Source organism: Amycolatopsis samaneae (genome assembly GCF_039541975.1).
GTDB classification, from domain to species: Bacteria; Actinomycetota; Actinomycetes; order Mycobacteriales; family Pseudonocardiaceae; genus Amycolatopsis; species Amycolatopsis samaneae.
In genome coordinates, this window is sequence record NZ_BAABHG010000015.1 from 204,066 (window position 1) to 224,088 (window position 20,023).

A 20,023-nucleotide genomic window follows, 5' to 3' on the forward strand; every position below is an offset into this window, starting at 1 on the left:
GGAATCGTCCCATTCGAGATTGGAATCGGCCGTGCACACCACCGTCCGGCATCTCCTGTCCATCGCCGACCTGACTGATACCGACCTCACTCAGCTCATCGAGCGCGGTGGCGGGTTCGCCGCGCGGAGTCCGGTCGTGCGCTCGCTGGCCGGTGCGATGGCCGGGATCTTCTTCAGCACCACCTCGACGCGGACCAGGACGGCGTTCTCGGCGGGCGCGGCCAGGCTGGGCGCGCAGACCGTCGCGTACGGTCCCGGCGATCTTCAGCTGAACACGGGGGAGAGTGTCGAGGACACCGGGCGGGTACTGGCCGGGATGCTCGATCTTCTCGTCGTGCGTACCGCCGGCGATCCGGCCGAGCTGCGCGCGCTGGCCGCGCAGGACCGGATGGCCGTGGTCAACGCGATGACCGTCGACGAGCATCCGACGCAGGCACTGTCCGATCTCACCACGTTGATGGTCCACTTCGGCCGGATCGAGGGACTCAAGGTGCTTTATGTGGGGGAAGGGAACAACACCGCCACCGCGCTGACGCTGGCGCTTACCCGGTTTCCCGGCGTGGAGCTGGAACTGCGCACTCCCGAGGGATACGGCGTTCCGGAGGCATTCCTGAGCCGCGGGGCCGAGCAGGCCGCGCGGTACGGCGCCTCGGTCGTCCAGCGGCACGACATGGCCGGTCTCGGCGGGTTCGACGTCGTCTACACAACCCGCTGGCAGACCACGGGGACCAGCAAGCCCGATCCGGACTGGCGCCGGGCGTTCGCCCCCTTCCAGGTCACCGCGGAGCTGTGGCGTACCAGCCCGGACGCGGTGTTCCTGCACGATCTGCCCGCCCATCGCGGTGAAGAGGTCACCGCCGACGTGCTGGACGGGCCGGCGAGCATCGCCTTCCGGCAGGCGCGCACGAAACTCGCCAGCGCCATGGCGGTTCTCGAGTGGTGCCGCCCTGGCTTCTGCGATGGTGCCCGGTGACCGACACGGTACGGGATCCTGCGCGGCCGGCCGGGCGGTCGCTGGGCCGCAACCGCGATTTCCTGCGGCTGTGGCTGGCCGCGGGGTGCACGATTCTCGGCGGTCACATCACCGACGTCGTCTATCCGCTCGTCGTGTTGTGGCAGACCGGCTCGGCGGGCCAGGCCGGGTTGGTGGGGTTCGCCGCGCTGCTTCCGCAGTTGCTCGTCCAGCTCCCGGCGGGCGCGCTGGTGGACCGCTGGGACCGGCGCAAGGTGATGATCTCGGCCGACGTGGGATGTCTGCTCGCCACCGGAGGCGTCGCGGTGCTTGTGGCGACCGGCCGGATCTGGATTCCGGTACTGATGGCGGCCGCCTTCCTGCAGGGCAGCTGCGTGGTCTTCTACCAACTGGCCGAGCGGGCCGCAGTACCGCGGCTGGTGGCGCCGGAGCAGCTGGGGTCCGCGATGAGCAGGAACGAAGCCCGTTCACGAGTGGCCGCGCTGCTCGGTCAGCCGGTGGGCAGCGCGCTGTTCGCGGTACTGCGGTGGGTGCCGTTCGTTGCCACGGCCGTGCTGCACCTGGTTTCACTGGCCGCGGTGTTGCTGATCCGCAAGCCGATGCAGGGCGACCGGCCGCCGCCGCGTCACCTCCGCACCGAGATCGCCGAAGGGATCGCGTGGATGTGGCGGCAGCGGTTTCTGCGCACCGTCATCGGGCTGATCGCCGCGACAAACGTGGTGTTCCGCGGTCTCACCATGGCCTTGATGGTGATCGTGCACTCCGGTGGTGGTTCGGCCGCGATCGTCGGCGTGGTGTCCGTCGCCGGTGGTATCGGCGGCACACTGGGCGCGCTCAGCGGGACCTGGTGGATGAAGCGCGTGAGCCTCGGCGCGGTCGCGATCGGTGGTCTCATCGTGTGGTCCGTGCTGGTCCCGGTGCCCGCGTTCGTGCAGGATCCGATCGTCATCGCCGTGTTGTTCGCGGCGAACGGCTACGTCGGCGGGGTGTTCAACGTGGTCGGCGGCGTCTACATGGTGGGGACCACCCCGGATGCCTTGCAGGGCAGGGTGAACAGTGTGGCCGGCCTCGTGCTGGTCGGCGCGGTCTCGGCGGGCTCGCTGCTGAGCGGATACCTGCTCGACGCCGCCGGGGTGGTCCGGACCGTGCTCGCATTGGGCGCGCTGATGGTCCTGCTCGCCATGCTCGCGGTGCTCAGCCCGGTGGTCCGTGCCAGGACCGGCCGAGAAGGCCGCCTCTCGCCGCCGTGACCGAACCGCCTATAGGCCTTGTATAGCGGCGAAATCCACGATGGAGCGGTGGTGGAGCGTCAAGTGGTCAGTGTGCGGGAGTGGCCGCGGCATGCCGGTCCCGAAGGGATCAGCGCACGCGCCGCCGCCGCGTCGCCGACGGATGTCTCCGGCGCCCGCGCGGCGGCGGCGCTGGGGGCGTGGTCTCCGGATCGCGCACCGGAATCCTTTCCCTACCAAGAAGTGCTCGATCACTTCGTCGCGGTCGGCCGGATGTATGCCGGGGAACGGGTGACCGCGCCGTTGCGCGCCATCGCCGTACGGGTACCGGCGGACAGTTGGCCGCTGCCACTGTGGCTGCCCAGTACGGTGGATCAGCACAACAGTACCTACGACGGATACCTGCTTACGCGCCTGTTGCTCAGCGTCGTCGATCTCGACGACGAGCGGTCCGTCGGTGGGCTGCTCGGCGGGCTGGTGGCGGACACCCTGCTGGCCGAGGCCGCGATGTTGCGGAGCACACCGGGACGCGTGTGCCGGGCCCGCACCGCGGCCGTGGCCTCGGTACTGGGCAGACTGTCCTCATCGGACGGAGCGGCCCCGGCAGACGACCGGGAGTTCGCGGACCACGCCGGCAGGCTGGCGACCGCGTTCCTTGCCGGGCTCGGGAGGGAACAGGCGCTCGTGATCGGGATCGCCCTGCTGCCGATCACGCGCATGCACGACGAGCACATGTTCTTCCGGTGCGTGCAGATCTTCGAAATGATCTACGCGTACCTCTGCCGCAGGATCGAGCTGGCCGGAGTCGCGTTGCTGCGCGGGGAGATCGTGGCGGCCGGCGAGCAGCTCGACAGGGCGATCTGGTGGCTCGGGCTGTCCCGGCCGCTGTACCGGGTGCTCACCACGATGCCGCGCCGCAGCTTCGAGATCATCCGGGTGCACTCCGACGGGCGCAGCGCGGTGCAGTCGCGGCACTACCGGCGGATCGAGCTGCTGTGCGCGCCGCGCCCGGCAGGCCCGCCCGCGGTGGGCCTGCCGCCGGTGGAGCCCGTCGGGGCAACCTTGCAGGAAATTTTCACGTCCATAGTGGACAGTATCGGGCGTACCACCGTCGCCCCCCTCGTCTGCCGGATGGCGGACCTGGACCGGGCATGGCGCGCGATGAAACGCACGCACTGGGGAGTGACCTTGAAGATCATCGGCGACGATCGGGGAACCGGCGGCACCAGCGGTGCCGAGTATCTCAAGCGGGCCGCGGAGGTGCCCTTGTTCCCGGCGCTGGTGGACGGTGCGGAGTGGCCCCGATGACCTCGTCCGCCAATGCCCTGCTGCGCCGCAAACTGATGGGATTCGTGCTCACCCAGGCGATCCACGCTGTCGTCGAGACAGGGGTGATCGACCGGCTGGCGGCTGGTCCGGCGACCGTCGCGCAGCTGGCGGCCGCGTCCGGCACGGACCCCGACGCGCTCGCCCGGTTCCTGCGGCTGCTCGGCACGGAGGGTGTACTCGCCGGAGATCCGGGGGGCACCTACACCCTCACCGAGCTCGGCGAGCTGCTCCGCCGGGATGTTCCCGGTTCGTTGCGGCACTTCGCCTCGATGATGGTGGGGGAGTCCTACCTGGCCTGGCAGGCCGCGGAGCACACCCTGCGCACCGGGGAGCCCGCCTTCGACAATGTGTTCGGGACGGCGATGTTTTCCTGGCTCGCCGAACATCCCGAAGAGGAGGCCAGGTTCACCGCCGCGCAGGCTGGGCTGGTGCGACTGCGCGCCGCGCCGCTGCTCGACTACGAGTGGAGTGACATCCGCACGGTAGTGGATGTCGGTGGCGGCAACGGTGGGCTGCTCGCACTGCTGCTCGCCGACCGGCCGGGACTCTGCGGTGTCCTGCTCGATCTGCCGCACGTCGTCGCACGGGCGAGCGGCACGCTGGCCGAAGCCGGGGTCGCGGATCGCTGTGAATGTGTCGGCGGGGACTTCTTCGAGGCCGTTCCGGCCGGGGCCGACGCCTACCTTCTCGCGGAAATCCTCCACGACTGGAACGACACCAAGGCCGTGGAGTTGCTGCGGCTCTGCCGCGAAGCGATGCCGAAGTCCGCGAGGCTGCTCATCCTGGAGCAGGTCGCACACGAGGACGGTTCGCGCTGGGACGACCTGCTCGACCTGCACATGCTCGTGATGGTCGGAGGCAGGGAACGTGACCGGAAGGCGTGGCACTCGCTGCTCGGCGAGGCCGGGTTCGTCATCACGGACGTGCGCGGCGGCGCGCGTTCGTCCCTGATCGAAGCGAGGCCGGGATGACAGCGGGGACATCGACGGCGGTCGTCACACTGACACGAGCCGAGCACGACGAACTGCGCGCGGTGGCACAGGAACTCGCCGAGTTCCCGCCCCGGCGCGTCGACGCGCCCGCCTGGGTACTGGCCGCCCGGCAGCGGTCCTGCCTCCTGCCGCTGCTCCTGCGCGAGACACTGCGGGAGTACCGGCACGACTCCGGGACCGATGGTGTGCTGCTGCTCCGCAACCTCCCGATCGGGACGGCGATCCCACCGACGCCGACGATCGCCGGCTCCGTGGAACGCGAGGCGACGGTCGCGGCCGCGGTACAGGTGCTCCTTTCCCTGTGCGTCGGCGAGATCGGGGCCTTCCGGGCGGAGAAGACCGGTGCCCTCGTGCAGAACGTCGTTCCGGTGCCCGGCCGCGAGCGCTCCCAGAGCAACGCGGGATCGGTGGTGCTGACCATGCACGTCGAGAACGCCTTCCACCCGGCCAGACCGGATTTCGTCGCGCTGCTGTGCCTGCGTGCCGACCACGAGAACCGGGCGGCCCTGCTGGTCGCCCCGATCCGGCCTGCGCTGGCGGCCTTGCCCCCTCCTGCTCGGCGGATACTCGCGGAGCCGCGTTTCCGTACCGAGCCACCGCCGTCGTTCGGTGGCACTGGCGGCGGCTCGGAGCCCCATCCGGTGTTGTGCGGCAGCGCCGAGGATCCCGATATCCGGGTGGACTTCGCGAGCACCCGCCCGCTCGACGCGGACGCCGGTGCCGCCCTCGCGGAACTGGAGACCGCGCTGGCCCCGGTGGTACGGAGGCTGGTCCTGCGGCCGGGGGAGCTGGCGCTGGTGGACAACCGGCTGGCGTTGCACGGCAGGACCGCGTTCATTCCGCGCTACGACGGCCGGGATCGTTGGCTGTACCGGACTTTCGTGTTCGCCGACGGGCGCCGCACGCGGCCCTTCCGGTCACCGGGCGGGTACGTGCTCACGTGATCGCTAGACCGAACGTTGCGAAAGGAGCGACGGATGACCACCGAGGCGGCACCGGATCCCGCTGACGTCGATGCCCTGCGCGAGGACATGGTCCGGCGCAGGCTTGCTGGCGCACGCATCGGTCAGCGCACCGGTATCGGCAGGGCGGACCGGGACGGACCGCTGCCGCTGGCCCCGGCACAACGCCAGCTGTGGCTCGCCGCGACGGTGGCGCCGGATAGCCCGGAGTTCCTGGTGCCGCTGGTGGTCCGGCTGCGTGGAGCGCTCGACGTCGATGCGCTCGGTCAGGCGTGGAAAGGTGTCGCCGTCCGGCACGAGATCCTGCGCACCCGGTACGGACTCGCCGGTGACGAACCCGCGCAGATCGTGGATCCGCCCGGCGCGGTGGATTTCGTTCTCGTGGACTTCTCCGGTGAGGCAGGGGAGCTGCGGTACAAGCGGACGCTGGACGACGTTCGGCGGCTCGCGCTGACGCCCATCGACCTGCGGACAGAACATCCGATGCGGATCCGATTGTTCCGGCTGGCCGAGGACGATCACGTGCTCGCAGCCGTGTTCCACCACATCGCCTGTGACGCGGCTTCGTACGGGATACTCGTCACGGAGGTGAGCGCCGGCTACCGCGCGGCGTTGTCGGGGCAACGCGCGAATCTGCCGCCGGTCACCGTGCAGTACGTGGATTTCGCCTGCTGGCAACGAGAACGGCTCACGCCCGAGGTCCGCCGGAGGCAGCTCGGCTACTGGCGGACCCAGCTCGCGGACGTCGCCCCGCTCGTGCTTCCCGCCGACCGGGCGCGCCCGGCCGTCCGTGACTGGCAGGGCGATGCGGTCGGTTTCGTGATTCCCCGGGACACCGCCGCGCGGCTGCGTGAGTTCGCGCGGGTGCACGATGCCACGCTGTTCATGGTGCTGCTGACCGCGTTCCAGGTGCTGCTGGCGCGCTACTCCGGCAGCGCGGCCGAAGCCGACATCACGGTCGGCACAGCGGTGTCGCGGCGTACCCGTGCCGAGTTGCGGACCATGCTGGGATACGCCTTCACCACCGTGGCGCTGCGCGCGCGGTGGGCGGGCGACCCGGCATTCGGCGAACTGGTGACGGCGAACCGGGCGACCGTGCTCGCCGCGCACGACCACGCGGACGTCCCGCTCGCCGAGGTTGTCGGAGCCGTACGGCCCGAGCGGGCGGCCTCGGCGACCCCGCTGTTCCAGGCGATGTTCGACCTGCGCGCGGTGCCGGAGGGGACGCTGGAGCTGCCCGGCCTCCGGAGCGAGCGAATCGAAGCCGTTTCGTCGGTGGCCCAGTTCGACCTCACCCTGCAGCTCGACGAACTGCCCGACGGCACGCTGCGTGGCGGCCTCGGCTACCTCGCCGCGTTGTTCGACCGCGCCACCGCCGAGCGGATGGCCGCGCACTTCTCGCGTCTCGTCGAGAGCGTGGCGGTCGCGCCGGAGACCCGAGTGTCCGCTGTGGACATTCTGCCCGCCGTCGAACGGCGCCGGCTGCTGACGGCCGCGACCGGCGCCGCCCGGCACATCGACGGCACGCGCGTGCACGAGGTGTTCGCACGGGTCGCCGCGCGTACTCCCGACGCGGTGGCACTGGGCTTCGGGGATCAGCGGATCGGATACGCCGAACTGGACGCGCGGGCCAACCGGTTCGCGCATCGGCTCGTGGCGCTGGGCGTCGGGCCCGAGCGCACCGTCGGGGTGCTGCTCGATCGCGGCCCCGACCTGGTGGCCGCGCTGCTCGGCGTGTGGAAGGCAGGCGGGGCGCAGGTCCCGCTCGAACCGGGGCATCCCGCGGAGCGGTTGTGCGGGATGCTCGAGGACGCCGGGGCCTCGGTCGTTCTCACCGAAGCCCGCCACACCGGGCGGCTGACCGGATTCGGCGGCCGGGTGCTGGTTCTCGAACAGGAGAAGGAAACCCTCGCCGCGCTGCCCGCCACCGCGCCACCGCGTACCGGTGGCGAGGACGACCTGGCCTACGTGATCTACACCTCCGGCTCGACCGGCGCGCCCAACGGGGTGCTGGTCACCCATCGCGGGCTGGCGAACTATCTCGAGTGGACGGTCCGGGAGTACGTCTCGGCGGGAACCGGTGGCGCGCCGATGTTTTCCTCCGTCTCCTTCGACCTCGGGATCCCCGACCTCTACGCGCCGCTCATGGCAGGCCAGCGCGTCGAACTGCTCCCGCAGGACTTCGCGATCACCGACCTCGGCGCGTTGCTCGCCGCATCGGCGCCGTTCGCGTTCGTCAAGCTCACGCCGGGGCATCTGGCGTTGCTTACCGAACAGCTCTCGGCACCGCAGGCCGCGAGACTCGCCGGACTGGTCATCGCCGCGGGGGACGCCTTCACCAGCACGCTGGCGGACCGGTGGCGCGCATTGGCCGGTCCCGGTGGTACCCGGCTGGCCGCGGAGTACGGCCCGACCGAGATCACCGTAGGGAACTCGGGCCATCCGGTCGCCGGGCCACGGGACACCGAACTCGTTTCGCTCGGCAGGCCGATTCCGAACACCACGATGCACGTGCTCGACGCGGGACTCGGGCAAGTACCGGTCGGCGTGGTCGGGGAGATCTACGTCGGCGGCACCGGGGTCGCACGGGGATACGCGCGCCGGCGGGCGCTGAGTGCCGAACGTTTCCTGCCCGACCCGTTCGGCGAGCCGGGATCCCGGCTCTACCGGACCGGTGACCTCGGCAGGGTACTGCCGGACGGCACCGTCGACTTCGTCGGCAGGGTCGACCATCAGGTCAAGGTCCGTGGGTACCGGGTCGACACCCGGGAAGTACAGGCCGTGGTCGGCGCGCATCCCGGCGTCCGCGAGGTGGTCGTGCTCGCGTTGCCGCGTGGCGGTGGCAGGCAGCTGGTCGCCTATTGGGTGGCCGAGGGGGACCCAGTGACCCCGGCAGAACTCGCCGGGCACACCGGGGACCAGTTACCCGAGCACCTGGTCCCGACCGCCTTCGTCGAGCTCGCGGCCCTGCCCCTCACCGCGAACGGCAAGCTCGACCGGGACGCACTGCCCGCGCCGCCCCGGGCGTCCCTGCCGGCACACCAGGAGTTCGTCGCACCACGCACCGCCGACGAAGCGCGCGTCGCCGAGGTGTGGGCGGAGGCGCTCGGCGTCGAGGCGGTCGGTGTGTGGGACGAGTTCTTTCGTCTCGGTGGTGATTCGATCAAGGCGGTCGCGGTGGTCGGTGCCCTCCGGGCGGTCGGCTACGACGTGGCGGTCCGGGACGTCTTCGAGGCACGCACACTGGCCGGGCTCTGCGAAGTCCTTTCCGGACGGTCGCGCGGCGACGGCTCCGTGGTGGGGGTACGGCCGTTCGAACTGATTTCCGATCCCGACCGGGCGCTGCTGCCACCCGAAGCCGTCGACGCGTATCCGCTTTCCCAGGTGCAGCTGGGCATGCTGGTCGAAATGTTCGCGCATGAGCGGGACAACCGGTACCACAACGTGACCTCGTTCCCGATCCCGGACGATCGGCCGTTCTCCCCCGAAGCGTTTCGAGCGGCCGCCCACGTCGTCGTCGAGCGGCACGACGTGCTCCGTACCGCGCTCGACCCCGACACGTATTCGGTGCCGATGCAGGTGGTGCTCGCGACCGCGGAGATGCCGTTCGGCCTGTCCGAGGCCCGTGGGCTGACCAAACCCGAGCAGGACCGGATGCTTGCCGAGCACGCCGCGCGCACCAGGGCCGAGCTGTTCGACATCGCGAAGCCGCCGCTGCTGCGGATGTTCGTGCACGTTTTCGACGACGACGGCTGGTGGTTGTCGATCACCGAATGCCATCCGATCATCGAGGGCTGGAGCTTCCACACGCTGTTCATGGAGCTGCTGGGCTGCTACCGGCGGATCCGGGACGGGCTTGAGCCCGAGCCGTTGCCACCGGCCGCGGTCCGATTCGCCGACTTCATCGCGGGCGAGCAGGCCTCGCTGCGTTCGGTGGAGGATCGGGAGTTCTGGCTCGATGTCGTGCGGAGGCACGAAAGACTGGAACTCCCGGCGGGCTGGGGTGACCCGGACGGGCCGGACGAGCGATACCGGCTGCACGTGCCTTTCCACGATCTCGAACCCGAACTGCGGTCGTTCGCCAACTCGGCCGGGGTGCCCTTGAAGAGCGTGGTGCACGCCGCGCATCTCAAGGTGATGAGCATGCTCACGCCGCAGGCGTCCTTCTTCGGGGGCCTGGTCTGCGATGCCCGCCCGGAGGAACTGGGGGCGCACCGCGTGTACGGGATGTATCTGAATACCTTGCCGTTCGCGTTCAGCGGGCGGGCCCGGACCTGGCGAGCCTTGGTGGAGGAGGTCTTCGCGACCGAGATCGGGCTGTGGCCGCATCGCCGGTTCCCGATGCCGGAGATCCAGCGGGCGGCACGCCGGGGCCGGCTGATCGACGTGATGTTCAACTACCTTGATTTCCACCAGGTCGATCACGGGCTGGTGGACTTCCTCGGCGCCGTCGACGAGAGCCCGAACGAGTTCCTGCTGAGTGTCGGCACCCTGGCCAGGCATGTGGCGATCGCGACGAGCAGCCGTGTGTTCAGCCGTGCCAACGGCGCACGGTTCGCCGCCCTGTACCGGACCGTGCTCGAGGCCATGGCGGCCGACCCTGACGGCGACGCGACCGCGGACTGCCTGCCCGAGGCGGAACGCCTGCTGCTGCCTGCTGCGCGGCCGGTGTCCCCGGACGAGGTTCCGGACGGCACGTTGGCCGACCTGTTCGCCGCGCGGGTGGCGCGGACACCGGGGGAGACAGCCCTGGACACCGGGGACGAGACGTTGTCCTACGCGGAACTGGACGCCAGGGCCGACCGGCTCGCCCTCGGCCTGATCGCACGCGGCGCGGGGCCGGAACGAGCCGTCGCGGTGGCCCTTGGCCGCTCAGCGGACCTGGTGGTCGCGGTGGTGGCCGTGCTCAAGGCCGGTGCCGCCGTGCTGGTGGTGGATCCCGGCTACCCGGCGGAGCGGATCACCTTCCTGCTGCGGGACGCGGATCCGGTAGTCCTGCTCACCGGGCGGGCGACCGGCGTCCGCTGGTCCGAAATGGACACCGCGGGCAGGGAACCGGTGTGCTGGGAGGATCTGGCGGCGACGGTGGGACCGGCGGCGGGGATAACCGACGCCGACCGGCTCGCTCCCCTGTCCTCGCGCCACCCCGCCTACATCGTGTACACCTCGGGTTCGACCGGCACGCCCAAGGGTGTGGTGGTCGAACACCGCAGCGCGGTCAACCTCTTCCACCACCATCGCGCCGCGACACTAGCGGGGGAGGACGGGCTGCGCGTCGCGGCGACCGCGCCGTTCTCGTTCGACGCCGCGTGGGACGGCCTGCTGTGGATGTTCGCCGGGCACGAACTCCACCTGATGGCCGACGAGGTCCGCCGGGAGCCGGAGGCGCTGGCCCGATTCGTCGCCGAGCACGGCGTCGACCTCCTCAATACGACACCGTCCTACTGCCGGGTGCTGATCGCGGCCGGGTTGCTGGACGCGGGACGGCACCAGCCGAAGATCGCGGCGCTCGGTGGCGAGGAGCTGGAGGAGGACCTCGTGGACCGACTGCGGGAGCTCGCACCCGGCATCACCGTCCACAACTTCTACGGTCCCTCGGAATGCACCGTCGACGCGGTGGTGTGCCGGGTGGCCGATGACGGGCGCCCGGCGCTGGGCAGGCCGGTGACCAACACTGGGGTACAGGTGCTCGACCGGCACCTGCGCCCGGTGCCGATGGGCACGGTCGGCGAGATCTGTCTGACGGGCATGGGACTCGCACGTGGGTACCTCGGCGCACCCGGCCGCACGGCGGAGTGTTTCGTGCCCGATCCCGCTGGCGAACCCGGCTCCCGGCTTTACCGCACCGGCGACCTGGGCCGGTTCCGGCCCGACGGTGTGCTCGAGTTCGCCGGCAGGGCGGACGACCAGGTCAAGATCCGCGGGTTCCGGGTCGAACCCGGCGAGGTCCGCGCCGCGCTGCTCACCGAGCCGGAGGTGCGCGACGCGGCGGTCGTCGCGCGGGAAGACGCGTCCGGTCAGCGGCTCGTCGCCTACATCACCACCGCGAAGGAGGACCCGTCCGTCACCTCCCGGCTGCGGGATCGCCTGGCCCAGCGGCTGCCCGCCCACCTGGTGCCCGCCGTGATCCAGTGGCTCCCGGTCATTCCGCTGACCGCGCACGGGAAACTCGACCGGCGGGCGCTGCACGATGTGCGGGGATCGGGGACGGCCGCGGACACGTACCTCGAACCCCAGACCCCGGCGGAGCACCTGCTCGCCGGGATCTGGTCGAGGATGCTCGGCGTACCCCGGGTCGGCGCGCGGGACCGGTTCTTCGCCCTCGGCGGTGATTCGCTGATGGTGATGTCGGTGGTTTCGGCGGCTCGCCGGGCCGGTCTGGCGCTGGCACCTCGGGCGTTCTACGCCGACGACGCTCTGGCCGCGGTGGCGGCCGCAGGGGACGTCCCAGCGGTGACGGCGGAGCAGGGGCCGCTGGCGGGTGAGGTCGTGCCGACCCCGGTCCAGCGTTCGTTCCTGACCCGACCGAGCCGGCACGGTCACTTCACACAGGACGCCCATCTGCTCTGTCAGGGAGACGTCGATCCCACCGTGCTGGAGCGAGCGCTGCACGCCGTCATCGAGCACCACGACATGCTGCGGCTACGGGCGGCAGGTGCGGCGGGCCGGTGGCGGATCTGGCTGGCGCCCGAGGAGGACGGCCCGGTGTCGCGGCGGGTGGACCTGACAGCGGTTCCCGAGGACCAGCGCCTCGATCTGCAGGACCGCATCGTCGCCGAGGAGCAGCGGGGGCTCGACCTCGCGAACGGGCCGATCGTGCGTGCGGTCCTGTTCCAGACCCCCGACGGGCCGGACGAACTCGTCGTCATCGTGCACCATCTCGCCGTCGACATCGCTTCCTGGCAGATCCTGCTCACCGACCTCGACACCGCCTACCGGCGGACGGCCGGGGGAGAGCCGGTGCGACTTCCTGCCAAGACCACGTCTTTTCCTTACTGGACAAGGTGTCTGACCGAATACGCCCGCTCCAGGGAGGTCGCGGAGGAGGTGGGTCACTGGCTTGCCCGCCCTTCGTGCCGCCCACTTCCCGTCGACAGTGAGGCCGGGTATCCCGACGTCGGCAGCACCCGTGCGCTCACCGTGCACGCGCCGGCTGCCGTCACGAAGGCGCTGACCCACCGGGTGCCCGCCGAAACCGGCTATCAGCTGAACGAGGTGCTGCTGGCCGCGCTCGCCGTCGTGCTCGCCGGCTGGACCGGCGACGACCACGCGGTGATCGATGTCGAAAGGCACGGCCGGGCGGAGCTGTTCCCGGACGTCGACCTGAGCCGCACAGTCGGATGGTTCACCACCGAAAGCCCGGTGGTACTGACCCTGCCGGAGAACCGGGATCCGGCGCCGGTCCTGGCCGAGGTCAAGCGCGGGCTGGACGCGGCGCCCCGACACGGGATCGGTTACGGGCTACTCCGGGATCTCGGCTCCGACCGGGAACTCGCAGCCACGCTGGCGGCGCTGCCACGGCCGCAGGTGGCGTTCAACTACGCGGGCAGACATGGTGGCCGGTCCTATTCGGACGGACCGGGCTCGATGTTCACCCGCGTGCCGCATCGGCTGGGCAACCCTGTGGATCCGGCCGGGTCAAGGGCACATCTGCTGGACGTCGACGCAGGGGTCTACGACAACCTGCTGTCCATTACCTGGGGGTACTCCACGCGACGGCATGACGAGCAGACCATCCAGCGGCTGGCCGCCGACCATCTACGGCAGCTGAGCACGTTCGTCCGGCACATCGTTCCGGAGAGCATCGAAGAAGGGAGAGAGGACGAATGACCACCTCACTATGGCGGGGCGGGAGACACCGGCCGTTGACCCGGCTGATGTCGCCGGTCCTGACCGGCTTGCTGGTGGCCGCCACCGCGGTCGCCGCCGCCGGACCTGCCGTCGCCGACGGTGCCGGGGAACCGGTGTGGAAGGCCGACGGCCCACCGGTGACCGGTCGCAACGTGCAGACCTCGAAGATCGTGGCGACCGGTCCGGACAACGCATGGGCGGTGCACGGATTCATTACGACGATTCCCGCGGACCGGCTGTGGCAGTGGAACGGCCGGAGCTGGGCCGAGCACAAGTTCGTGGGCGACGACGACGAACTCTTAGTCGGCGCGCTCGCCTCGACCGGCCCGTCGGATGCCTGGGTTCTCGGTTCGGTGAACCGGGTGACCGGGAGAACTCCGCTGCAGTACCACTGGGACGGCAGGGCCTGGAGTTCGGTGCCGTTCGACAAACCTGAATTCTGGCCGAAAGCGGCAACTGCCCTGGCCCCCGACGATGTCTGGGTGGTCGGCTCGGACCAGTTCGAGTCCGGTCCGAGGAATCCCGCCGTCGTGCATTGGAACGGGACGGCTTGGCGTACCACGGTCTTGCCTGGTGCCGCCGACAAAGCTACCCAGCTGAACGCCGTCCATGCCAGGGGAACGAACGATATCTGGGTCGCAGGTCGGGAGGCGGACGCCGACAACTGGACCAAATCCCGCCTGTACATAGCGCATTACGACGGAGTGTCCTGGACCCGGATCCCGGCACCACCATTGGCCGCCACCACCGCCGCCGAAGCGACGGCGGTACTCGGCCGGGCCGACTCCGGCGAGGTGTTCGTAGGCGGGCACCAGTGGCCGTCGGGCGAGTTGCCCGTTTACCGGTCATTTGTGCTGCGCTGGAATGGCTCGGCGTGGAGGACCACCTTCCTGCCGGGCGAGGTGAACTCCCCGAAGCTTGTATTCTCCGGAGACGAATTGTGGGTGGGCGCGCGGGGTTCCACCGCTGGTCTGTTCCGGCTGAACGGCTCCAGCTGGTCGCGCGTGGCTGGACCGCTGCCGGACACTACCTTGATCGAGTCGTTGTCCGCTGTTCCCGGTGTACCGGGTGGTGTATGGGCAGGCGGACTTGCGGGCCGTTCGGAGGCGAGTACCTCGTTTGTCGCGCACACTATTTTTTAGCAGGGGGTCCGGGGGGGCTGGTGCGGTTGCATGGCGCTCCGTCTTCAGCCCCCACCACCCTAAGCCGTGCACGCGATTCTCCCGCACCCGGCTTCCGGCGTCGTCCACCGACTAGCGCGTCCCGCAGTATCCGCATCGCTCTGGCCGAGGGTCGGCGTTGCAGGTAGTGCCTTGCCCCGCCATCTCCACGATTCCACTTTCCTGTGGTGGAAGCCGGGAAACTCGAAGCCCTGCCTGGCTTTGCTGAGGCAAGCGCATCCCTCGCCGTGCCAGCACCTTCGTCGCCGGTTCGGGAGCTTGCTCGGCACGCCATCTGCGTCTGCGTCAGCTCGGCAGCGCGCAGGGCCTGGTGTCCGCGATGCGACGTCCCATCGGCTCGGGTCCACAGTCGCTACGAGCGAGTCCTGGCCGATGCCGCTCTGGCTGGGCAGCTCGTGGTGATTCGGCTTCGAGTTCGACGCTTCTTCTGCGGAACGCCGGATGCCCGGCCAGGACAATCCTGGAGCAGGTGACCGGGCTGATCGAGCGGTACACGCGCCGGACCACGTTGCTGCTCTCACCGCCAAGCGGCAGTGTCTGTCGTCAGCATGGCGTGCTGTGTTCGTCGGCGGGTACGAGATCACTGGGATTCCGTTTGTTGCCCTGGATTCTCATCATGATCGCGGTACGTCGTCGCGTGTCACCGGCTGCGCCCGGGACCGTACGCACCTCGACGCACGCAGGCACGGCGGCAAGGCCGGAGGATTTGTCAGTTAGGTCGAGGACGATGAGGAAGCTGATCGGTTGGCTGGCCGCCTGGTAGGAGACGGTCTGAGTCAGGTATGACGCCGCGTATGCCTCCCATGACGGATTCGTCCAGTCCCGCTTCAGTTCCAGTACGATGTGTTCATCGTGGGGGCGCCACAGAATGTCGACCCTGCCAGCGCCGACGTGCGATACCTCAAGCAGTACGCGTAGTCCTAGACCTCCCAGGAAGTCGCGGAGATCCTTCCCGAGTTCCGTCTCCTTCGGCCGTGCTTCCCCGGGTTTGATATGCCGCAGGTACGCCCGCGAGTCACCGCCGAAACTCTGTGTCTCTTCGAGCCGTAGCACGAGAAAGCGGAGCAGTAGCAGGAGCAAGCGGTCGATGTCGGCGGCGAACTGCCCGACGTATCCTTCAGGGCACTGTTCGTGCAGGGCTTGCTGTGTCCGGCGGTAAACTGCATCAACGAGCGGAATCTCGTCGGCCGGGATCTGCGTCTGATGTGCCTCCACGCGCGCGTTCAGCCTGATCGCGAGTTCCGGGGCGGACGCGAACAGTTCCTCGGCACGCCGGGTGTCCGCTGTGGTGAGTCCCAGCCCGGTCAGCGAGACAGCCGGGCCATCAGGTTTTGGGAATGCATCCCCACCTTCTGCAAGCAGCGCCTGCCGTAGTGTGTTGGCTTGCTCACGGACAACGGCGGCCGTGGGATCCTCATCGGTTTCGGGCTCACTGCCGAGTTCATCGAGCCACTGCTCGAGAAGGGCCAGGCCACCCTCGTGGGTCAGGAGTGTGCGCTGGACCCGCGGGGAGATCAGCGAGTGCAGACCGGTGTGTTCGGAATCTGTGAACAGCTCGAGTGTCCGGTGGGCGGTGTAGATCGAAACGAGAGCGTCCATGATGGCGCCGGCATGCAGCCAAGCCCGTGGTTCATCTGCGGCTCGCGCCCGGGTGAGAGTGTCCGTCAGTCTTTGCCAGGCGTCGAGGGTCTCGATCCGTGGAGTCCGCCAGCCGGGCCGGGTGCGGACCAGGTTCATCCTGAGTTCGAGCACCGTCTCGCGGAGCGTCTCGCCGAGTTCGTCCGGGACCGGCAGGTCTGCCGAGTAGGCGAGCAGTGCGTCGACAGCGGTTGCGAACGCTCGGGCGTCTGCTCGTTCCTCGTCCAAGTGAGCTTGGGTGAAGTGTCGACGTGCCTCGAGCAGACAGTGCCTTGCTTTCTGGAGCCCATCTGCTTCGAGTGCAGCGCGGAGTGCTAGCATCCCGAGCTCGAACGCGGCGTCCTCCGCGACTTCCTCCCTGCCGAGCAACTGTTCGAGGAGATGCGGTAGGTGCGGCGCCGGGAAGTGTTCGGCCAGAGCTCCGAGGGCGCGGACGAGCCGCATGGCGTAGTCCTCGTCAAGACGGTCGAGTTGGCGTCTGAGCCGTCGCATTTGGTCCAGTAGCCCGTATTCCTGGGAGTTGCCCGCAAGAACCAGCCTGGTGCACGCCTCCAGTGCAATACCGCCGACGAGGTCGCCGTGCTCCCAGCTGGTCTCAAGCCAGACGTCGGCCAGATCATCCCCCAGCGCGCTGAGTGCCTGCGGCCGGGAGAAGAACGCGTTGACGATCTCCTCCATCTGCAGCGGGTCAGGAGCCACCCCTGCCGCGGCAAGGAGGAATTCACGGCCTCGCGGGTTGCCAACAGCGGAATCGTCAGCGCAGATGACCTCGACGAGCACAGGCAGCTCGTCACGCTGCAGGAGCGAACCACTTTCGGTGGTAAGGAAACGGAGGCCTCCGAGCTGATCAAGGGTCGGCGCCGATGATCCGTCGAGCCACGCCTGGGTCAACAACGCAAGACGAGCTTGAGCCGCGTTATTCACGTTGTCCTCCTTTCCGCCGCCGTCTGAACCCTAGGCCCCGGTCGGCGGTAGGCCCGGCATCAACGACCGCTGTTTCTGGGGTTTACCACAGCCGTTCACCCGGTGGAGCAAGGCGGAGACGGGATTCGTCGATGACCGATGCGACTTCCTGACCTCGTGCCGTCGCGATGATGATCTGCAGCTCGGGGGCGGCCTTCGTGAGTTCGGCCAGCCCCTGCACCATCAGCTGAAGGTCGCCGCTACCGACTTCCTCCGCGCCCGGAGAGTCGATGATCAGCAGACCGGGATGCCTGCCGATACCCGTGCGGATTCCGTTGCGCAGTAAGGCGGTCGTGGTGACAATCTTCAGTCTGAGCTGCTCACCCTCGGTCAGAGATCCGTAGTTTTGGTGCTGTCCTCCCTTATAGACCTTCATCGTGGCGTTCGTACCGAGCTCGACATTCTCGAGCATGTCGAGGCCCAGCTTCCTGCCCATGCCCAGGATGTCGTCCTCGACCGTTGCGATTACGTTCTTCAATGCTTCGGTCCGGCGCCTGCGCGACGCGTTCTCGGCTGCGGAAAGCACCGCCAGATCGCGCTCGAGCGGGGCAATCCCAGAAGGGTCGCCTATAGCCTTGAAGGCCCCTGTGCGTTCTTCGAGGACACCACGCATCCGGGCTAGATCGAGCGACAGCTTCTCGCGCATAGCCACCCGGGGATCATCCTGAGCGCGCCGCAGAGCTGCCTCGGCCTGTTCGACTGACGACCTCGCCGTGTCAGTCAGCTGCCGCTTCTGCTCGCATTCGGTGTCGGCCGCGTCGACGGCCGCCTGGATCTCCGAGAGCGTCTGGTCCATCTCCGCGGTGTCGTCGACGTCGGAATCCTCCGTCGTGTCCTGATCGCGTACTTCCGGTTCGCGTAGCTCGGAGGTACAGAGGGAGCAATGGCCACCTTCTTCCTGCGCCCACTGCTCATGCGTGACCTCGGCGTCGCATCGCGGGCACACTGTGGGCCGCAGTGTGTGGAAGAAAGCCTTTGCCAACTTGGCTTCCTTGGTCGCCTGGGCGGCGGCGAGCAGGCGCTGCCGTTGGTCCTCAAGATCGTCGCGCCGAGCCTTGGCCACGAGAAGGGCCTTCTGCGCGTCGGCCGCGTACTCCGTCGCCTTCGTCAGCCGCCGATACGCCTCGACCTGGCCTGCGCCCGGGTGAGCACCCTCGACAAGCTGCGCGAGCTTTCCCTGTGTTTCACGGATCTCCTGCTGGATCGCCTCGACTTTCTGCTTCTGCTCCTCCTCGTTGCGGCTGGCGATCGCCCGGGCTGCGGAAAGCCTGGCCGCTACGATCCGCTGTGCCACCGCGGCGGACACCATGGTCGACGCCCACGGCGCGCCGATGAACAGCTCGAGCAACCGCGTCGGAAGGGCGTTGCGATTTTCGTTGCCGAGGAGCTGGCCGAGCCCTGCTCTGTTGATGTGCAGCGCACTGGCGTATGCGGGCCACGACAGCTCACCGACGAGCGGTGGGCCTTCCACTCCTCCTGGCCGCTTCTGCTGAGTCAACAAAGTTTCCAACCCCAGCCGATCGAGCATGAATGCGTCCATCTTCGCTTCGAACGACGTCGCGCTGTTGAACCCGAATAGCGGGCCGTCGGCGTTCAGCGATGACAGGGTCCCTTGTGGCCGGCCGTCCTGCACTTTCATCCGGACTACCAACCGGTCATCGTCAAGTTCGAAGCCAAGCCGGACGCTTCGAAGCCAGCTTTGGACGTCACGTTGCAGTCCGCTGCGCCCACGCAGACACCAGAGAATGATCTCCAAGACGCTGGACTTGCCGGCTTCGTTTACGCCCGATGACGCCAGTCCCCAGAGACCGGCACCAAGCCGCCAGTGGAAGTCGAACGGAACAGCGGCGGCCTCGTGTACGCCTGCCGTGCGCGTTCCGGAGAACTCGATGTCGGTGATGAGCAGGCGACGCGGTCGTGGGAGCGAGGTCTGCGCTCGCACACCGTGCTCGGCCAGCACGGTACGGACCACATCGACTGACTGGCCCGCTGCTTTCGTGATCTCGGCAAGCCATTCCGCGACCGGCTCGTCCTCAGACGCCATGTTCACCCCAGCCCCTTCTCGGCGAGCGCTGCTTCGAGCCGTCGTTCCACACGCTCGGCGATTCCGCCGATGAGCTGTCCCAAAGGCGTGGAGGCGTACTCGGGCTGGTCGTACTGCCAGCGTTTCATCTGTTCCGCGGACAAGCCCCTGACCGCGTCCGCCGCATACGCCGTCTGCTCGTCATACCACGCGAGTATCGGTTCTTCGTCGCGCAGCCTCATTGCCTGCTCGGCTCCGGCCTCAAGCAAGTAGTAATTCCGCCTCTTGACATGCGAATCGGTGATCCGGCCGACCCGACGGACCTGGACCAGCCCCAGGTGGCGAAGAACGCTCATAGCGTCGTCGAGGAATTCGTATGCGCCGTGCTGATTCCTCAGCATGCGGTACGTGTGCAGCTCCGGCTCCCGCTCGAAGAGAATCTTCTTAGCGTCGAGCAGACGTTCAGCCGGAAGACGTCCTTCTTCACAGGCCGAGATGATGGCGTTGGCCAAGTAGTCGGGATTGCGGACGAGAAAGTCGAGCTTCTGCAGCTTCCGCTGGGAGCGGATCGTGCGTACAGCCCCCGGCGGTACGTCCGCACCGTCCTGGCAGGGATCGCCGAGCCGGTCCAGTATGAAGAGCACTCGAACAGCCGTTTGCCCAGTGCTCGGAGACGGTTTCCGTGTCACCCGCGACTCCCCTCCGACAACCGCATCATCCCGACGGCGACGCTCGACGTTACTGTCCACTACTGCCTGCCGTCTCGTGATCACCGAAATAGACCAACGAACCGGATCATGCGGACTCTCGCTCGCTCCAGTCTTAGCAGACAGCCGAGAAGCCAACTTTTACTGTCGAGTGTCCGGGTCCCGTCTCCCCGCC

11 protein-coding genes are annotated in these 20,023 nt (G+C 68.6%); 8 read left to right on the top strand and 3 right to left on the bottom strand.

The window, feature by feature from the left end; genetic code table 11:
* Window positions 1–31 precede the first annotated feature (31 nt).
* The 8 genes from ABD987_RS34270 to ABD987_RS44640 all read left to right on the top strand — a co-directional run bounded on the left by ABD987_RS34270 (window position 32) and on the right by ABD987_RS44640 (window position 14,990).
* Window positions 32–973, top strand: coding sequence for an ornithine carbamoyltransferase (locus ABD987_RS34270; protein ID WP_345403845.1), 942 nt, complete (start codon window positions 32–34; stop codon window positions 971–973).
* Complete coding sequence (locus ABD987_RS34275; RefSeq protein ID WP_345403848.1) at window positions 970–2,223, top strand: MFS transporter; 1,254 nt, start codon at window positions 970–972, stop codon at window positions 2,221–2,223. Before ABD987_RS34270 ends, ABD987_RS34275 begins: the two co-directional genes overlap by 4 nt.
* A 48-nt stretch (window positions 2,224–2,271) precedes the next feature.
* Window positions 2,272–3,510, top strand: a complete 1,239-nt coding sequence (locus tag ABD987_RS34280; RefSeq protein ID WP_345403851.1) for a hypothetical protein — start codon at window positions 2,272–2,274, stop codon at window positions 3,508–3,510.
* Window positions 3,507–4,502 (top strand): methyltransferase, encoded by a 996-nt coding sequence (locus tag ABD987_RS34285; protein WP_345403854.1) that lies wholly within the window; start codon window positions 3,507–3,509, stop codon window positions 4,500–4,502. The genes ABD987_RS34280 and ABD987_RS34285 overlap by 4 nt, the downstream gene beginning before the upstream one ends.
* The gene (locus ABD987_RS34290) at window positions 4,499–5,467 is read left to right on the top strand and encodes a TauD/TfdA family dioxygenase (RefSeq protein ID WP_345403857.1); all 969 of its coding nucleotides are present in this window, start codon (window positions 4,499–4,501) and stop codon (window positions 5,465–5,467) included. The genes ABD987_RS34285 and ABD987_RS34290 overlap by 4 nt, the downstream gene beginning before the upstream one ends.
* A gap of 33 nt (window positions 5,468–5,500) precedes the next feature.
* Window positions 5,501–13,315 (top strand): amino acid adenylation domain-containing protein, encoded by a 7,815-nt coding sequence (locus ABD987_RS34295; RefSeq protein WP_345403860.1) that lies wholly within the window; start codon window positions 5,501–5,503, stop codon window positions 13,313–13,315.
* A 35-nt stretch (window positions 13,316–13,350) separates the two neighbouring features.
* The gene (locus ABD987_RS34300) at window positions 13,351–14,478 is read left to right on the top strand and encodes a hypothetical protein (RefSeq protein ID WP_345403863.1); all 1,128 of its coding nucleotides are present in this window, start codon (window positions 13,351–13,353) and stop codon (window positions 14,476–14,478) included.
* Between the two features lie 266 nt (window positions 14,479–14,744).
* Window positions 14,745–14,990: a transposase family protein gene (locus ABD987_RS44640; protein WP_378214340.1), complete on the top strand. Its 246-nt coding sequence runs from the start codon at window positions 14,745–14,747 to the stop codon at window positions 14,988–14,990.
* A gap of 70 nt (window positions 14,991–15,060) precedes the next feature.
* Here the strand turns inward: ABD987_RS44640 and ABD987_RS34310 are convergent, their stop codons facing one another.
* The 3 genes from ABD987_RS34310 to ABD987_RS34320 form a co-directional block, all read right to left on the bottom strand.
* A complete protein-coding gene (locus ABD987_RS34310; protein WP_345403866.1) occupies window positions 15,061–16,935 on the bottom strand; it encodes a hypothetical protein in 1,875 nt (624 codons plus the stop codon).
* 226 nt (window positions 16,936–17,161) lie between these two features.
* Window positions 17,162–19,168, bottom strand: a complete 2,007-nt coding sequence (locus ABD987_RS34315) for a cell envelope integrity protein TolA (protein WP_345403869.1) — start codon at window positions 19,166–19,168, stop codon at window positions 17,162–17,164.
* The gene (locus tag ABD987_RS34320) at window positions 19,165–19,785 is read right to left on the bottom strand and encodes a hypothetical protein (RefSeq protein ID WP_345403872.1); all 621 of its coding nucleotides are present in this window, start codon (window positions 19,783–19,785) and stop codon (window positions 19,165–19,167) included. Before ABD987_RS34320 ends, ABD987_RS34315 begins: the two co-directional genes overlap by 4 nt.
* Window positions 19,786–20,023: the final 238 nt, after the last annotated feature.

Excerpts from the sequence above, each read along its gene's own strand:
- ABD987_RS34290 (WP_345403857.1), top strand. The coding sequence starts at position 4,499 with ATGACAGCGGGGACATCGACGGCGGTCGTCACACTGACACGAGCCGAG.
- ABD987_RS34295 (WP_345403860.1), top strand. The coding sequence starts at position 5,501 with ATGACCACCGAGGCGGCACCGGATCCCGCTGACGTCGATGCCCTGCGC.
- ABD987_RS34285 (WP_345403854.1), top strand. The coding sequence starts at position 3,507 with ATGACCTCGTCCGCCAATGCCCTGCTGCGCCGCAAACTGATGGGATTC.